This is a genomic window from Sphingomonas sp. (genome assembly GCF_041661885.1).
In the GTDB taxonomy this organism is placed as follows: domain Bacteria; phylum Pseudomonadota; class Alphaproteobacteria; order Sphingomonadales; family Sphingomonadaceae; genus Sphingomonas.
The window spans coordinates 481,318-497,471 of the sequence record NZ_JBAZTL010000002.1 but is presented as its reverse complement, the minus strand read 5'-3'; the positions used below and the strand labels follow the sequence as shown (position 1 = coordinate 497,471).

Sequence of the window (16,154 nt, the reverse complement as noted above, 5' to 3'; positions counted from 1 at the left end):
GCCCTATTTATGGCGCGTCACAGCAAAAGGACTTGTCCGCAATGCCCAGCCTCTTCGACCCGATCCAACTCGGCGCGATCCATGCGCCCAATCGCATTTTGATGGCACCGCTCACACGCGGGCGCGCCACGCGTGATGCCGTGCCCACCGCAATCATGGCCGAATATTATACGCAGCGTGCGAGCGCCGGGCTAATCATCACCGAAGCGACCGGCATCAGTCGCGAAGGGCTCGGCTGGCCGTTCGCGCCGGGCTTGTGGACCGACGCGCAGGTCGAACATTGGAAACCGGTGGTGGATTCGGTTCATGCCGCGGGCGGGCACATTGTCGTGCAGCTCTGGCACATGGGTCGCCAGGTGCATTCCTCGGTAACGGGTGCGCAGCCAGTTTCCTCTTCGGCGACTCGTACCAATGGTCAGGCGCACACCTTTGACGGCAAGAAGGATTTCGAGGTCGCCCGGCCACTCGAACTGGCCGAGATCCCGCGTCTGCTGGCCGATTATGAGCAGGCGACGCGCAATGCGATCCGTGCCGGCTTTGATGGGGTGCAAATCCATGCCGCAAACGGATATTTGCTCGACCAGTTTTTGCGCGACAATGCCAATTTCCGCGACGATATCTATGGCGGCAGCATCGAAAATCGCACCCGCCTGTTGCGCGAAGTGACCGAGCGTGTCGTATCGGTGGCGGGCGCGGATCGCACCTCGGTTCGCCTGTCGCCCAATGGCGATTCGCAAGGGGTGGACGACAGCAATCCGCGTGCCCTGTTCACCGCTGCTGCCAGGGCGCTCGACGAAATCGGGGTCGCTTTCCTCGAATTGCGCGAGCCGGGTGTCGATGGCACCTATGGCCGTACCGATGTGCCCAAGCTGAGCCCGGTGATCCGCGAGGTCTTCTCAAAACCGCTGGTGGTGAACTCGGATTATACGACGCTGGAGCAAGCGCAGGCGGTGCTCGACGCGGGTGTCGCCGACGCGGTTGCGTTCGGGCGGACTTTCCTGGCCAATCCCGATTTGCCCGAACGGCTGCGTACCGGCGCGCCGCTCAACCCGTCCGACCCGAAGACGTGGTTCAGCCAGGGGGCGGAAGGCTATACCGACTATCCCGCGCTGGAAACGGTGGCGGCGTAAGACTTGCCGACCCCTCCTGGAAACGGGAGGGGTCAGGCCAGCGGAATGAAGTGCAGGGGCAAGCCGTCCTTCGGGCGTGGAATCGGCCAGGCTTGCCACTCCGCCCCGGCACCCTCATCGAGTTCGATCCGATAGCGGCTGAGCAACTGCGCGAGCAGGATGCGGATCTGCATCGTCGCGAAATGCAGCCCCAGGCACATATGCGCGCCACCGCCAAACGGCACCCACGCATATTTGTGCCGCGCGCGCACCGCTTCTGGCGTGAAGCGCAACGGGTCGAAACGCTGCGGGTCGGGCCACAGCTCGGGCATGGTGTGGGTGTAGGCCACGCTGACGCTGACGGTGGTGCCGGCGGGAATATGATAGCCGCCGAAATCGAACGGCTTGATCGCACGGCGCGGCAGCGACGGCACGGGCGGGATTAGTCGCAGCGCTTCCTTGAAGGCCATGTCGGTCAGTTCGAGCCGGTCGAGTTGGCCATAGGGCAATGTGCCCTCGGCGTTCATGCCGAGTTCGGTAATTTCGGCGCGCAGTTTCTCTTGCCATTCCGGATTCCGCCCGAGCAGCATGATCAGGCTGGTTGCCGAGGACGTGATGGTGTCATGCGCCGCCATCATCAGGAAGTTCATGTGATCGGCAATCGCATCGGCGGGCAGCGGCTGGCCGTCATCGCCGGTCGCGCGGCAGAATTGCGAGAAGAAATCCTGCCCGGTGCCGGTGCGCCGCGCCGGGATTTCGCGTTCGAACAGGTCGATCAGATAGGCGCGCGCGCGCACGCCCTTGCGCATTTGCGATCCCGGCAGCGGAATGCGGATCGGGGTGATCGACGCCTGCACTTCATCGACAAAGGCCTGGTTGATGCGCGTCGCCTCGGGGCCGAGCGGCATACCGAGAAAGCTCTCCGCCGCCAGATCGAGCGTCAATTCCTTGATCGCGTCATAGAAGCGAACGGGTTTGTTGCCCCAGCTCGCCACCGCGCGCGAGATGCCCGCATTGAGCGTCTCGGCATAATGCCGCATCGGCTCGGGTTTGAACGCCACCGCCATCACCTTGCGGTCGGCGCGGTGCTTTTCGAAATCCATCAGCATCAGCCCGCGCGGGAACAGCAGGTTGAGCAGCGGTCCCCAACCCTGTTCGGACGAAAACACCCGGTCGCGGTCGAACAACACCAGTTCGTTGGCGTCGGGGCCGATCAAGCTGACGGTCGGGCCGCCAAAGGCATTGTTGCGGAACACCGGACCATAAGTGTCGATCATCCGCTTGCCGAAAGCGACGGGGTCGCGCAGCATCCGGAAGGTATTGCCAATGAAGGGTAGCCCGTCCTCGCCCGGAATGGCGTGGATCGCGGATTGCTTCTGGCGGGGCAGCCAATGCGGATTCGCCCGATAGGTGTGCGCATAGGCCATCGATCGCTCTCCCGCTTATTGACACAAGTATAAGTAAGGATGCTGGCGGTGGGAAGGCCCCACCTTTACCACACTTCCCCGGCGAAGGCCGGGGCCCAGGAGCAAGACAGGAGAAAATCAGACGCTGCGTGTCGTTACCAAAACCTGCGCGATTGGGCCCCGGCCTTCGCCTGGGAAGCGCTTAAGGAAGGAACAAAAACCGGACCCGCTGCGCCGCTCAGCCGAAGCGGCTCTTCAGCGCGAGCATCGCGAGCGCGGCCTTGGCGGCGGCACCGCCCTTGTCGAGTTGCGCGCGGTCGGCCCGGACGATCGCCTGCGCTTCATCCTCGGTGGTCAGGATGCCATTGCCGATCGGCAGCCCATCCATCGACAGCGCCATCAGCCCGCGCGCGCTCTCGCCCGCGACGATCTCGAAATGATAGGTCTCACCGCGGATGACGACGCCCAGCGCGACGAACGCATCATAGGCCCCGCTATCCGCCGCCAGTGCGACGGCGGCGGGAATTTCCAGCGCACCGGGCACGGTGATCGTCTCGTGCTTGTGCTCCGCTTCCTCGATCGCGGCGCGGGCGCCGTCGAGCAGCATGTCGTTGAGATGGTCGTAGAAGCGGGCTTCGACGATGAGAATCTTGGCCATTATTCGCCTCCAGTACCGGGAATCGTGCGCTCGTCGACAATCGACAGGCCATAGCCTTCCAGACCGACCAGCGCGTGGTGGGTGTTGGTCAGCAACACCATTTCCTCAACGCCGAGTTCGGCGAGAATCTGGGCACCAACGCCATAGTCGCGCAGTTCCTCAACCTCGGGCGCGCCCGCGCCCTTGCCCTCGCCGCGCAGCTTGATGAAGCGCGTCACCGAATCTTTCATCGGGCGGTTGATGACGACGATGACGCCAGCGCCTTCCTCGCCGATCAGCTCCATCGAGCGTGAGAGCAGCCCGGAACGTTCGGATTGTTCGCCGAACATGTCGACGAAATAGGAGGCGGTGTGCATCCGCACCAGCGTCGGCTTGGCCGGGTCGATCTTGCCCTTGACCAAGGCGATCGTCTCGTCGCCGGTCGCCTTGTTGTGGAAGGTCATCGCCTTCCACTGGCCGCCCCATTTCGACTCGAACGCCATTTCGGCGCGCTTCTCGACCAGATGATCGTGGCGACGGCGATAGGCGATCAAGTCGCGGATCGTACCGATCTTGAGATTGTGGAACTGCGCGAAGGTGACGAGGTCGTCGAGGCGGCTCATCGTGCCATCCTCGTTCATGATTTCGCAGATCACGCCCGAAGGGTTAAGCCCGGCGAGGCGCGAGACATCGACCGCCGCCTCGGTATGGCCGGCGCGCACCAGCACGCCGCCATCGCGCGCCACCAGCGGGAAGACATGGCCGGGCGTGACGATCTCGTCCTTGCCCTTGGATGAATCGATCGCGACCGAGATGGTGCGCGCGCGGTCGGCGGCGGAAATGCCGGTGGTAACCCCATCGCGCGCCTCGATTGAAGTCGTAAAGGCGGTTTCATGCCGCGTGCCATTGTGGCGGCTCATCAGGTCGAGGCCGAGTTCGTCGACACGCTTCTTGGTCATTGCGAGGCAAATCAGCCCACGGCCATATTTGGCCATGAAGTTGATCTTCTCCGGCGTCGCCATTTGCGCCGGGATGACCAGATCGCCCTCATTCTCGCGGTCTTCATCATCGACCAGAATGAACATGCGGCCATTCTTGGCCTCGTCGATCAGTTCCTCAGGGGTCGACAGGAACCCATGACGCAGGCGCGTGACTTCAGGCTGTGGCACGATAATGCTCCATGCGTTTCAAATAGCGGGCGAGGACGTCGATCTCGATGTTGACGGCATCGCCGGGGTGAAGATCGCCCAGCGTGGTCATCGCCTGGGTGTGCGGAATGATGTTGAGCGAGAAATGCGAGGTCGTGCCGTGGTCGGCGACGGCATTGACCGTCAGCGATACGCCATCGACGGTGATCGAACCCTTTTGTGCGACGAACGGGGCGAGGTCGGCGGGCACGGCGATGTCAATCTTGCGCGAGTCGCCATCGTCGCTGACGCTCACCACGCTGCCGATGCCATCGACATGGCCGGTGACGATGTGCCCGCCCAGCTCCTCGCCCAGCTTCAGCGCGCGTTCGAGGTTGAGGCGGCGTCCGGTGGTCCATTGCTGGGGTGGCGTGCGCGAGACGGTTTCGCCCGAGACATCGGCGGCGAACCAACCCGGTTCGCCCGCGCCCGATTTGTCGATGACGGTCAAGCATACGCCCGAACAGGCGATCGACGCGCCGAGATCGACGCCCGCCATGTCATAGTCCGTCCGCACGAAGATGCGCCGGTCGCCGCGCGCCTCGACCCGGTCGATCGTGCCGATATCGGTGATGATGCCGGTGAACATCGCGCTATCCTCTTTCGCCCGGTACAGGCTCCCTGACGCGCTCGTAAACCTCGAGCCGGTCGCTGCCAAGGCTCCGCGAATCGATCGGTCGCCAGCGGCCATGCGCGTCGGCAAGGTCGGTGAGGCCAATGTCGGGCAGCGTGCGTCCGCCACCGATGAGGATCGGCGCCTGATAAAGCAACAGCCGGTCGACCAGATCGGCGGAGAGGAAAGCGGCGGCGGTGGCCGGCCCACCCTCGACCAGCACATGATCGACCGAATCGAGCGTCGCGATGTCGGTGGGCGCGGCGAGGCGCGTCCAGCCATCGGTTTCGGTGCGCGACAGTAAAATTCGCTGCGGGCTGCGCGATTCAAGTCCCGCGAGCCGGACGTCGAGCTTCGGAGCATCCGCCTCAAACGTGCCGCGTCCAACCAAAATCGCTTCGTGGCGCGCGCGTTCGAGATGCGCGTGCGCGCGCGCTTGCGGCCCGGTGATCCAGATGCTTTGCCCCGACCCCATCGCCATCGCCCCGTCGAGCGATAGCGCGAGTTTCAGCGTCACGTGCGGGCGTCCGAGCAGGCGGCGGGCAAGAAATCCCGCCATCGCTCTGCGGGCTTCGTCGGCGCGTACGCCGACCTCAACCGCGATCCCGGCGTCGCGCAGCCGGACGATTCCCGCGCCGTTGGTCCGCACATCGGGGTCCTCCAGCGCCACCACCACGCGCGCCACGCCTGCCAGTTGCAGCACATTGCTGCACGCGGGGCCGCGCGGCGAGACATGCGCGCAGGGTTCCAGCGTGACATAGACCGTCGCGCCGCGCGCCTTTTCGCCGGCCTCGGCCAGCGCCATCGCCTCGGCATGGGGGCGGCCGCCGGGCTGGGTCCAGCCGCGCCCGACGACGCGGCCTTCGGACACGATCACGCAGCCGACATTCGGGTTGGGAGCGGTGCGCCCGCGCCCGCGCTCGCCCAGCGCCAGCGCGGCCCCCATCCAGCGATGGTCGCCGATCATGCTCAGAGCCCGTAAGCCTTGAGGCCGTCATTTACTTTCTTGAACTGCGCGCGCCGCTCGGCCTGCAGCCGCTTCAGCTCATTCTCGCGCCGGGTCTGTTCGATGCCGTCGATTTTCTGCTGCGCGACGATTTCGGCATCGGTGCGGTTGGCGGGCCATTGCTGCACATAGATGATGTCGCGGTGATACGGCTTGGGCGGAATGCGCGATTCATAGATCACGCCCACCACCATGACATAGGTCAGCGCCAGCGCGACGCCCATGAAGCCAAGCTGATGTCGCTGCCGGGTGCCAATGTAATAACGCAGATCGCGCCAGGCACGCAGCAGAGAGAAATGGCGCAGGAAATTCATGAAAGAGCAGATAGGCGCGGCGGGGCACCGATGCCACCCCCACCGCGCCGCACCACGGTTTGTTATTCGCCATCGAGCTCGAAGCGCACCGCCATCGTTCGCCATGCCTCGACTGGCACGCCGTCGCGCGTACCCGGCATGAAGCGCCATTTGGTCAGCGCCTGTTTGCGTGTCGCCTCGAAAAAGGCGGTGCTGGCGGCGCTGACCTGCTGCACGTCTTTCACGCGCCCGTCGGTGCCGATCAGCACGCGCACGACGACTCGGCCCGTTCGACCGGCGAGGCGTTCGTCGCTCGGGTAATTGGGCTGGAACAGGTTGGCATAGCGCGAGTCGAGCTGTGGGCCGACGATCGCGGGGACATGCGGTGGTGTGACAGTACCGATCTCGTCCGAACCCGTGCCCACGGCGACTTCGATCTTGGGCGGAAACTCGACCGGAAAAGCGGCGGTCCCGGCGCTGGTCGCGGATTGCTGTTTGGAACTGTCGACGGTTTCCGGGGGTGGGTTCGCGCGGGTTGGATCTTTTAGATGCCGCTCGGGCTGGGTCTTTTCGGGCGGTGGAGGATCGCTCGGGATGGGGATGTTGGTGGTCGTCAGCGGTGGATCGACCAGACGGGTGAGGATGTTGGGTGCGGTCAACGAAAGCCCGAATAAGAGCACGCCGCCCACGCCGAGCGCGAAACCGACGCCCCCGGGATCGAGGCCCTGGCGGCTGGAATAACGATCTGCGTACATCGTTGCTCTCCCTCTGCGGTGCCCGACCGCGCGCCGGGCAGAGAGAATGTTACATCATAACATTTGCGGCACAAGAGACATTATATCAAATCGTAGAAAGTCGCGCTGCCGCACGATCGCGTCCGATCAACGGCAGCAGCGCCTTCATGTCCGGGCCGTGGTCGCGCCCGGTCAGTGCGCGGCGCAGCGGCAGGAACAGCGCCTTGCCGCCGCGTCCGGTCTCGGCTTTCAAAGCGGCGGTCAGCGCGTGCCACGGATCGGCGTCCCACGGCATCGTGGCCACATGGCGCGCGGCGGCGGCGAGGAAATCGGCATCGGCGGGGTCGCGCACCGCATCGATCGGGCCTTCGATCACGCCCCACCAGTCCGCTGCCTCGGCAACGGTCGAGAGGTTTGGCCGCACCGCCTCCCATTCTGGCGCACCCATCCCTGCGGGCAGCCGTTCAGCCACGCTGGCGAAATCGAGCTGGTGGACGATCTTGGCATTGAGCGCGGCCAGTTCCGCTTCGTCGAAGCGCGCGGGCGCGCGCCCGAATTTGGCGAAATCGAAGCTTTCGACCAAGGCAGCGGTGTCGACCAAAGGCTCGACCGGCAAGCTCGTCCCGATCCGCGCCAGCAGCGCGCGCACGGCGGCGGGCTCGATCCCGGCTTCGCGGAAATGCTCGACGCCAAGCGAGCCGAGCCGCTTCGACAATTTGCCTTCGGAGCCGACCAGCAACGCTTCATGCGCGAAGGCAGGCGGCGCGACACCCATCGCCTCGAACATTTGCAATTGCAGCGCGGTGTTGGAGACATGGTCCTCGCCGCGCACGACATGGGTGATGCCCATCTCGGCATCGTCGATCGCCGAGGGCAGCATATACAGCCACGATCCATCGGCGCGGCGGATCACCGGATCGCTCATCGTCGCCGCATCGAATTTCTGGGGGCCGCGAATCAAATCGTCCCAGAGGATCGGCGTGTCATGATCGAGCTTGAAGCGCCAATGCGGGGCGATGCCGTCGGCTTCCAGTCTGGCGTGGTCGGCGTCCGACAAAGCCAGCGCGGCGCGATCATAGATCGGTGGCAGGCCGCGCCCAGCGGCGATCTTGCGCTTGAGATCGAGTTCCTGCGCGGTTTCATAAGCGGGATAGACCCGCCCCGCCGCGCGCAACGCGGCAAAGCGCGCCTCGTACAGCGCGAACCGCGCCGACTGGCGTTCCTCGCCGTGCGGGGTGAGGCCAAGCCAGCCGAGATCGGCGCGGATCGCGTCGACAAAGCGTTCCGCGCTCCGTTCGGCATCGGTATCGTCGATGCGCAGCCAGAATTCCCCGCCCTGCGCTTGCGCCCACAACCAGTTGTGGAGCGCGGTGCGGATATTGCCGACATGCAACATGCCGGTGGGCGAGGGGGCGAAACGGGTGCGAATGGTCATGGATTTGCTCTAGGCAGCACGCCTTCGCGCGGCAATGCCCCTTTACCGCGCGCAAAACCCACGCCTAAAGGACGCTTTGTCAGCACGGCGCGCAGCCCGATGCGGGGCACGGGGACCAAAGGGAGTTTCGAACGCCATGAAATTGATGACCGGCAATTCGAACTTGCCTCTCGCGCGCGATATCGCGGCCTATCTCGAACTGCCGTTGACCGACGCGTTGGTGCGCCGTTTCGCCGATGAAGAAATCTTCGTCGAGATCCGCGAGAATGTGCGCGGCGAGGATGTGTTCGTGCTGCAATCGACCGGCTATCCGGCGAACGACAATCTGATGGAGTTGTTGATTTGCATCGACGCGCTGAAACGCGCCTCGGCCAAGCGCATCACCGCCGTCATCCCCTATTTCGGCTATGCCCGGCAGGACCGCAAGCCGGGGCCGCGCACGCCGATTTCGGCCAAGCTCGTCGCCAATCTCATCACCGTTGCGGGCGCCGACCGCGTGCTCTCGGTCGATCTCCACGCCGGGCAGATTCAGGGGTTCTTCGACATCCCGACCGACAATCTGTTCGCAGCCCCAGTGATGTCCGCCGACATTCTGACGCGCTATGGCAAGCGCAACCTGATGGTGGTTTCGCCCGACGTTGGCGGTGTGGTGCGCGCGCGCGCGCTGGCCAAGCGACTCGACAACGCCCCACTCGCCATCGTCGACAAGCGGCGCGAGCGCGCGGGCGAATCCGAGGTGATGAACATCATCGGTGACGTCGAAGGCCGTTTCTGCATCCTGATCGACGATATCGTCGATTCGGGCGGCACGCTGTGCAACGCCGCCGCTGCGCTCAAGCAAGCGGGGGCCGAGGGCGTCGCTGCCTATATCACGCACGGCGTGCTGTCGGGTGGTGCTGTGGCGCGCGTCGAAAGCTCGGCGCTTGAGGAACTCGTCATCACCGATTCGCTCGGCAGCCATGACATTGTCGCTTCGGCTAAGAAGATCCGCCATCTGACGATCGCACCGCTGCTCGCCGAAGCGATCCGCCGCATCGCCGATGAAAGCTCGGTGTCGTCGCTGTTCGACTGAGGGGCGGCGCGTAACGCCGACGCGCGCGGTTCAATCGGAAGCGCGCGCTTCCTCGCCGACCGGGGCGCGGACCCCGGCATAGCCGCGCCGTTTGAGGTCGGCCTTCAGAACTTCCGGGCGCGGCGTCACCAAGAAGCCGAAACTGACATTGCCTTGCCTGGTTTCCACCACATGGTGCAGCCGGTGCGCCTGGATGATGCGCTTCATATAGGCCGATTTGGGCAGATAGCGGTGGTTGAAGCGCTTGTGCACGATCACATCGTGAAAGCCGAGATAGATCGCGCCATAAGCCGCAATCCCGGCACCAACCCAGATCGCCCACGCGCCCCAGCCCCATTGCACGCCGCCGAGCAATAGCGTGATCGAGGGGGCAGCGAAGATCACGAAATACAGGTCGTTCAGTTCCCAATTGCCGGTGCGCGGGCGGTGGTGGCTTTCATGCAGGAACCAGCCGGGGCCGTGCATCAGCCAGCGGTGCGCGCCGTAAGCAAAGCCTTCCATTCCGGCGACGGTGGCGACAAACAGCAGCGGGCCGGTGATCCAGGACATGGCGCCGATATAGCCTGCAGGGGCAAGGATGGCGAGCGATGCCGACGCCTACGGGGTGGATTCGCGAGTTCGGCTGTGCTTAAGGCCACTCTATCCCCGATTTTCGAAAGGCACGCAGCCCATGAACATCCATGAATATCAGGCCAAAGAAGTCCTCGCGAAATTCGGCGTGCCGGTGCCCGCAGGCTTTGCTGCGCTGACCGTCGAAGAGGCCGTCGCCGCCGCCGCCAAGCTTCCCGGGCCGCTTTACGTCGTCAAGGCGCAGATCCACGCCGGTGGCCGCGGCAAGGGCAAGTTCAAGGAACTCGGGCCTGATGCAAAGGGCGGTGTCCGCCTCGCCAAGACGCTCGACGATGTGCGCGCGGCAGCGACCGACATGCTCGGCAACACGCTCGTGACCGTGCAGACCGGTGAGCATGGCAAGCAGGTCAACCGCCTGTACATCACCGACGGTGTCGACATCGCCAAGGAATTCTACCTGGCACTGCTCGTCAACCGCGCAACTGGCCGCGTGTCGATGGTCGCCTCGACCGAAGGCGGCATGGACATCGAAACCGTCGCACATGAGACGCCTGAAAAGATCCACGCGATCGACATCGATTGCGCGACCGGTTTCCAGCCGCATCATGGCCGCGCCGTGGCTGCCGCGCTCGAACTGAAGGGCGATCTCGCCAAGCAGGCGGCGAGCGTCGCGTCGAAGCTGTATGATGCGTTCCTCGGCACCGATGCCGAGCAGATCGAGATCAACCCGCTCGCGGTTACCGAGGACAACAAGCTCGTCGTGCTCGACGCCAAGGTCGGCTTCGACGGCAATGCGCTGTTCCGCCACAAGGATCTGCTCGAACTGCGCGACGAGACCGAGGAAGATCCGGCCGAGCTCGAAGCCTCCAAGTACGACCTGGCCTATATCAAGCTCGACGGCGACATTGGTTGCATGGTCAACGGTGCGGGCCTCGCGATGGCGACGATGGACATCATCAAGCTGAACGGCATGTTCCCCGCCAACTTCCTCGACGTTGGCGGTGGCGCCAATAAGGAGAAGGTGACGGCGGCGTTCAAGATCATCCTCAGCGATCCGAACGTGAAGGGCATCCTGGTCAACATCTTCGGCGGCATCATGCGCTGCGACATCATCGCCGAGGGCATCGTCGCGGCAGCCAAGGAAGTGAACCTTTCGGTGCCGCTGGTCGTTCGTCTCGAAGGCACCAACGTTCAGTTGGGCAAGGACATCCTGGCCAATTCCGGCCTGGCGATCGTCCCTGCCAACGATCTGGGCGATGCCGCCAAGAAGATCGTCGCCGAGGTCAAGGCCGCGGCCTGAACGGGCTAACCCGTCCTACGCACGCTAAACGAAGGGCCCGGACGGAAACGCCGGGCCCTTTCGCGTTCAGGGCGTGGTCGAGTCGCGCCGGATGCCGCTACGGCACGCGCGAATGGCATACCGGACTTGCGAAAAGCGCGTGAAACCGCCATTTGAACAGCCGATGCTGCCGAGCAAGAAACTGCCCTGGAAGGAATCCCGATGAAAGTGCTGGTCCCGGTCAAGCGCGTGCTTGATTACAATGTGAAGCCCCGCGTGAAGGCGGACGGGACGGGGGTCGACCTCGCCAACGTCAAGATGAGCATGAACCCCTTTGACGAAATCGCCGTCGAAGAGGCGATCCGCTTGAAGGAAAAAGCGGGCGTCACCGAGATCGTCGTCGTGTCGATCGGCGAGCAGAAGGCGCAGGAAACGCTGCGCACCGCGCTGGCGATGGGTGCCGACCGCGCGATCCTGATCGTGTCCGAAGACAAGGTCGAGCCGCTCGGCGTCGCCAAATTGCTCGCCAAGATCGTCGAGGAGGAACAGCCCGACCTCGTCATCCTCGGCAAGCAGGCGATCGATGATGACAACAACCAGACCGGGCAAATGCTGGCTGGGTTGCTCGGTCGCGGCCAGGCGACCTTTGCGTCCAAGGTCGAACTGTCGCCGGGCACCGTCATGGTGACGCGCGAAGTCGATGGCGGTGCGGAGACCGAATCGCTGCCGTTGCCCGCGATCATCACGGTCGACCTGCGTCTTAACGAGCCGCGTTATGCCTCGCTGCCCAACATCATGAAGGCCAAGTCCAAGCCGCTCGCGCAGAAGACCCCGGCGGATTACGGCGTCGATGTGTCACCGCGCCTGACCACGCTCAAGGTGGTCGAGCCGCCCAAGCGCTCGGCGGGAATCAAGGTTGCCGATGTCGATGAATTGGTAGCCAAGCTCAAGGCAATGGGAGTCGCGAAGTGAAGACGCTCGTTTGGGTTGAACATGATGGTGCATCCGTAAAGGACGCCACCCTCTCCACCGTCACCGCTGCTGCCAAGCTGGGGGAAGTGCATCTGCTCGTCGCCGGCCAGGGCGTCGGCGCGGTGGCCGAGGCTGCCGCGAAGATCGCGGGCGTCGGCATGGTGCATGTCGCAGACGACGCGGCTTATGCCCATGCGCTCGCCGAAAACGTCGCGCCGCTCGTCGCCAAGCTGATGGAAACGCATGACGCGTTCCTCGTGCCCGCGACCACCAACGGCAAGAACATCGCGCCGCGCGTCGCCGCCTTGCTCGACGTGATGCAGATTTCGGACATCCTCTCGGTCGAGAGCGAGGATACCTTCACGCGCCCGATCTATGCCGGCAACGCCATCGCCACGGTGCAGACGCGCGACGCCAAGAAGGTCATCTCGGTGCGCGGCACCGCTTTTGAAAAGGCGGCGACCGAAGGCGGCGCGGGCACGATCGAAGCCGTTGCCTCGACCGGCGATGCCGGCGTGTCGAGCTATGTCGGTTCGGAAATCGCCAAGTCGGAGCGGCCCGAGCTCACCTCGGCCAAGATCATCGTTTCGGGCGGGCGCGCACTCGGGTCGAGCGAGCAGTTCCATGCCGTGATCGATCCGCTTGCTGACAAGCTCGGCGCGGGCGTCGGCGCCAGCCGCGCGGCGGTCGATGCGGGTTATGCGCCAAACGACTATCAGGTCGGCCAGACCGGCAAGATCGTCGCGCCCGAAGTCTATGTCGCAGTCGGCATTTCGGGCGCGATCCAGCATCTGGCGGGGATGAAGGACAGCAAGACCATCATCGCCATCAACAAGGACGAAGACGCGCCGATCTTCCAGGTCGCCGATCTCGGCCTCGTCGGCGATCTGTTCAAGATCGTGCCGGAGCTGACCGAAAAGCTCTGATTGACCGATTGAGGCGACATGGGACGGGCGCTCCAAACGGGGCGCCCGTTTCGTTTTGGGCGATCAAGCGCCGTTCGTACGCGGCGCGATATAGCGCAGCACGATATAGCCCGCGATTGCCGACAGGATCGATCCACCGAGCACGCCGATCTTGACCGAATCCTGCAATTGCGCGTCGCCCGGAAAAGCGAGGCCGCCGATGAACAGGCTCATCGTGAAGCCAATGCCCGCCAGCAGACCGACCCCGTAAAGCTGCATCCAGCGCATCCCCTTGGGGCGTTTGGCGATCCCCAGACGCTCGGCGAGCGCCACGCCCCCGACGATCCCGGCCTGTTTGCCAAGGAACAGGCCGCCGGCAATGCCCAGCACCAATGGATCGCCCAGTGTCGCCGCCGATACACCGAGCAGCGATACCCCGGCATTGGCAAAGGCGAACAGCGGCACGATGCCGAACGCGACCCAGGGCGAGAGTGCATGTTCGAGCCGGTGGAGCGGTGAATGCGCGGCATCGGGCGCGCCGCGCGAGATCGTAACCGGGATCAACGCGGCGGCAATCACGCCCGCGACGGTTGCGTGGACGCCCGACAGCAGCACCAGCCACCACAGGCACACAAAGCCGAGCAGATAAGGCCACAAAGCGACTACGCCGCGCCGGTTGAGCGTGAACAGGATCAGGATCGTGCCCACCGCGCCCGCTAGCGCGATCCAGTCGATGCCGTGGCTATAGACCAGCGCAATGATCGCCACCGCGCCACAATCATCGACGATCGCCACGGTGGTGAGGAAGAGTTTCAGCGCGGGGCTGACGCGCTTGCCGAGCAACGCCAGCACGCCGATGGCAAAGGCGATGTCGGTTGCCGCCGGAATCGCCCAGCCTGGACTCAATGCAGGCGCGCCGCCGGTAATGGCGAGAAAGACCAACGCCGGTATCGCCATCCCCGCGCCCGCCGCGATAATCGGCAAGCGCCGTCGCGCGGGACTGGCCAATTGCCCATCGACCAGCTCGCGTTTGATCTCGAGGCCAACCAGCAGGAAGAACACCGCCATCAAGCCGTCGTTGATCCACAGATGCACCGTCATTGGACCGATCGCGCGCGCCAGTACCGGCCCCGTCTCGTGGTGCAAGAAGGCGAAATAAGCGGAGGCCAGTCCGGAATTGGCGAAGATCAGCGCGAACGCCGCCGCCGCCATCAACACCATCCCACCCGCCGCCTCCTGCGCGAGAAACGCACGCAGGGCCGAGCGCGCGCGGCGGAGCGGCGATCGGCTCACAAGACGAGCGCTTCGGCGATTAGCTTGCGGGTATTGTCGATGCCGTACAGCGCGATGAAGCTCCCCATGCGCGGGCCCTGCGTGGAGCCGAGCAGCGTTTCGTAGAGCGCCCCGAACCAGGCGCGCAGCGGCTCAAACCCGCCTTCATTGCCGATCGCATAGACGATGTTCTGCAAATCGACCGCCGAGGCATCAGCGGGCGCGGCGGCGAGTTCGCGGTCAAGCCGTTCGAGTGCGGCAATCTCGATCCCCTCGGGCTTGCGGCGCTGGAGCGTCGGCGCGACATAATCGCGGTTATAGGCGAGTGCATGACCGATCAGCGCGTTGAGTTCGGGCGTGATGGCCCCTTCGACATAATTGCTGAGATAGCCGTGGACCTGTTCCGCCGTCCCGCCCGCACCCAGCACGCCGACCAGATTGAGCAACAGGCCGAAGGTGACCGGCGGGTTGGTGTCCGGCACGTCGCCTTCATGGATATGATGCACCGGATTGCCGAGCTTCTGTTCGACCGGCTGCGCGGCATAGCTGCCGCGGAACTGGAAATACTCGTCCACCGCGCGCGGGATGACGCCGATGTGGAGCTGCTTGGCTTTTTTGGGCTCGCGATAAGCGAAGAAGGCCAGGCTCTCCTGCGTGCCATATTCCAGCCATTGCTCCAGCGTCAGGCCATTGCCCTTGGACTTGGAGATCTTCTCGCCCTTTTCGTCGAGGAACATCTCGTAGATCAGCCCCTCGGGCGGGCGCCCGCCGAGCACGCGCGCGATCTTGCCCGACTGCACGCCGCTGTCGATCAGGTCCTTGCCGTACATCTCATAATCGACGCCCAATGCGACCCAGCGCATCGCCCAATCGACCTTCCACTGCAGCTTGGCCTGCCCGCCGAGCACCGATTGGACGAGCACCTCGCCGTCGCTGTCGGTGAAGCGGATCGTGCCCTGCTCGACATTGACGACCTCGACCGGGACTTGCAGCACGATTCCCGTCTTGGGGCTGATCGGCAGGATCGGCGAATAGGTCGCGGCGCGTTCCTTGCGCAGCGTCGGCAGCATCACGCCCATGATCGCGGCATAGTTGCGCAGCACGCCCTTCAGCGCATCGTCGAACACGCCGGCTTCATATTGCGAGGCCGACGAGATGAATTCATACTCGAAGCCGAAGCGATCGAGAAAATCGCGGAGCATGGCGTTGTTGTGGGCGGCGAAGCTCTCGAACTTCTCGAACGGATCGGGAATACGGCTGAGCGGCTTGCCGAGATGCGTCGCAAGCATCGCCTGGTTGGGGACATTGTCGGGGACCTTGCGCAACCCGTCCATATCGTCGCTGAACTCGATCAGCCGCGTCGGCGCATCGGACAGCGTCTGGAAAGCGTGGCGCACCATCGTCGTGCGCAGCACTTCGTTGAAGGTGCCGATATGCGGCAGACCCGACGGGCCATAGCCGGTCTCGAAGATGATCGGCGCGGGCTGTCCGTCCTTGGCCGGTTTCCCCTCCGGATAGCGCTTGAGCAGCTTGCGCGCCTCTTCATACGGCCAGGCTTTGGAATCGAGGGCGGCGGTGCGGAAATCGGTGGTCATGCGCAGCGTCTAGCGCGGTGGGGGCGGTTCGTCACGGGGTGGGCAGTGCTCGGTGATCGTTATGCGGAT

Annotated in this window: 16 protein-coding genes; 5 read left to right on the top strand and 11 right to left on the bottom strand. The window is 64.3% G+C overall.

Features of this window, described 5'->3' with window-relative positions; translation table 11 throughout:
* Positions 1–41: 41 nt before the first annotated feature.
* Positions 42–1,130: an alkene reductase gene (locus tag WC704_RS06395; RefSeq protein ID WP_372889067.1), complete on the top strand. Its 1,089-nt coding sequence runs from the start codon at positions 42–44 to the stop codon at positions 1,128–1,130.
* A gap of 32 nt (positions 1,131–1,162) precedes the next feature.
* Here the strand turns inward: WC704_RS06395 and WC704_RS06390 are convergent, their stop codons facing one another.
* From WC704_RS06390 to WC704_RS06355, 8 genes are all read right to left on the bottom strand, one after another.
* Positions 1,163–2,536 carry a cytochrome P450 gene (locus WC704_RS06390; RefSeq protein ID WP_372889066.1) on the bottom strand — a complete coding sequence of 458 codons (1,374 nt, stop codon included), beginning with the start codon at positions 2,534–2,536 and terminating at the stop codon, positions 1,163–1,165.
* Between the two features lie 217 nt (positions 2,537–2,753).
* The gene (gene ribH, locus WC704_RS06385; RefSeq protein ID WP_372889065.1) at positions 2,754–3,173 is read right to left on the bottom strand and encodes a 6,7-dimethyl-8-ribityllumazine synthase; all 420 of its coding nucleotides are present in this window, start codon (positions 3,171–3,173) and stop codon (positions 2,754–2,756) included.
* Entirely contained in the window at positions 3,173–4,321 is a 1,149-nt protein-coding gene (gene ribB / locus WC704_RS06380) for a 3,4-dihydroxy-2-butanone-4-phosphate synthase (protein WP_372889064.1), read from the bottom strand. Before ribB ends, ribH begins: the two co-directional genes overlap by 1 nt.
* On the bottom strand, positions 4,308–4,928 hold the full coding sequence (locus WC704_RS06375; RefSeq protein WP_372889063.1) for a riboflavin synthase: 621 nt from the start codon (positions 4,926–4,928) through the stop codon (positions 4,308–4,310). The genes ribB and WC704_RS06375 overlap by 14 nt, the downstream gene beginning before the upstream one ends.
* Before the next feature lie 4 nt (positions 4,929–4,932).
* The gene (ribD, locus tag WC704_RS06370; RefSeq protein WP_372889062.1) at positions 4,933–5,919 is read right to left on the bottom strand and encodes a bifunctional diaminohydroxyphosphoribosylaminopyrimidine deaminase/5-amino-6-(5-phosphoribosylamino)uracil reductase RibD; all 987 of its coding nucleotides are present in this window, start codon (positions 5,917–5,919) and stop codon (positions 4,933–4,935) included.
* A 2-nt stretch (positions 5,920–5,921) separates the two neighbouring features.
* Positions 5,922–6,272: a hypothetical protein gene (locus WC704_RS06365; protein WP_372889061.1), complete on the bottom strand. Its 351-nt coding sequence runs from the start codon at positions 6,270–6,272 to the stop codon at positions 5,922–5,924.
* Between the two features lie 62 nt (positions 6,273–6,334).
* The gene (locus tag WC704_RS06360; protein WP_372889060.1) at positions 6,335–7,006 is read right to left on the bottom strand and encodes a TonB family protein; all 672 of its coding nucleotides are present in this window, start codon (positions 7,004–7,006) and stop codon (positions 6,335–6,337) included.
* Between the two features lie 85 nt (positions 7,007–7,091).
* A complete protein-coding gene (locus WC704_RS06355; protein ID WP_372889059.1) occupies positions 7,092–8,420 on the bottom strand; it encodes a glutamate--tRNA ligase in 1,329 nt (442 codons plus the stop codon).
* A 136-nt stretch (positions 8,421–8,556) separates the two neighbouring features.
* Here WC704_RS06355 and WC704_RS06350 point away from each other — a divergent pair, with 136 nt between their 5' ends.
* Positions 8,557–9,492 (top strand): ribose-phosphate pyrophosphokinase, encoded by a 936-nt coding sequence (locus tag WC704_RS06350; protein WP_372889058.1) that lies wholly within the window; start codon positions 8,557–8,559, stop codon positions 9,490–9,492.
* Between the two features lie 30 nt (positions 9,493–9,522).
* Here WC704_RS06350 and WC704_RS06345 read toward each other — a convergent pair whose 3' ends face one another.
* Complete coding sequence (locus WC704_RS06345) at positions 9,523–10,041, bottom strand: sterol desaturase family protein (RefSeq protein WP_372889057.1); 519 nt, start codon at positions 10,039–10,041, stop codon at positions 9,523–9,525.
* A 121-nt stretch (positions 10,042–10,162) separates the two neighbouring features.
* On the opposite strand from WC704_RS06345, the gene sucC reads away from it, so the two are divergent.
* From sucC to WC704_RS06330, 3 genes are all read left to right on the top strand, one after another.
* Positions 10,163–11,362, top strand: coding sequence for an ADP-forming succinate--CoA ligase subunit beta (gene sucC / locus WC704_RS06340; RefSeq protein WP_372889056.1), 1,200 nt, complete (start codon positions 10,163–10,165; stop codon positions 11,360–11,362).
* Between the two features lie 201 nt (positions 11,363–11,563).
* Complete coding sequence (locus WC704_RS06335) at positions 11,564–12,313, top strand: electron transfer flavoprotein subunit beta/FixA family protein (RefSeq protein WP_372889055.1); 750 nt, start codon at positions 11,564–11,566, stop codon at positions 12,311–12,313.
* Positions 12,310–13,239 (top strand): electron transfer flavoprotein subunit alpha/FixB family protein, encoded by a 930-nt coding sequence (locus tag WC704_RS06330; RefSeq protein ID WP_372889054.1) that lies wholly within the window; start codon positions 12,310–12,312, stop codon positions 13,237–13,239. Before WC704_RS06335 ends, WC704_RS06330 begins: the two co-directional genes overlap by 4 nt.
* A gap of 63 nt (positions 13,240–13,302) precedes the next feature.
* On the opposite strand, the gene nhaA is transcribed toward WC704_RS06330, so the two are convergent.
* Positions 13,303–14,511: a Na+/H+ antiporter NhaA gene (nhaA, locus tag WC704_RS06325; protein WP_372889053.1), complete on the bottom strand. Its 1,209-nt coding sequence runs from the start codon at positions 14,509–14,511 to the stop codon at positions 13,303–13,305.
* Positions 14,508–16,085, bottom strand: coding sequence for a lysine--tRNA ligase (locus WC704_RS06320; RefSeq protein ID WP_372889052.1), 1,578 nt, complete (start codon positions 16,083–16,085; stop codon positions 14,508–14,510). Before WC704_RS06320 ends, nhaA begins: the two co-directional genes overlap by 4 nt.
* Positions 16,086–16,154: the final 69 nt, after the last annotated feature.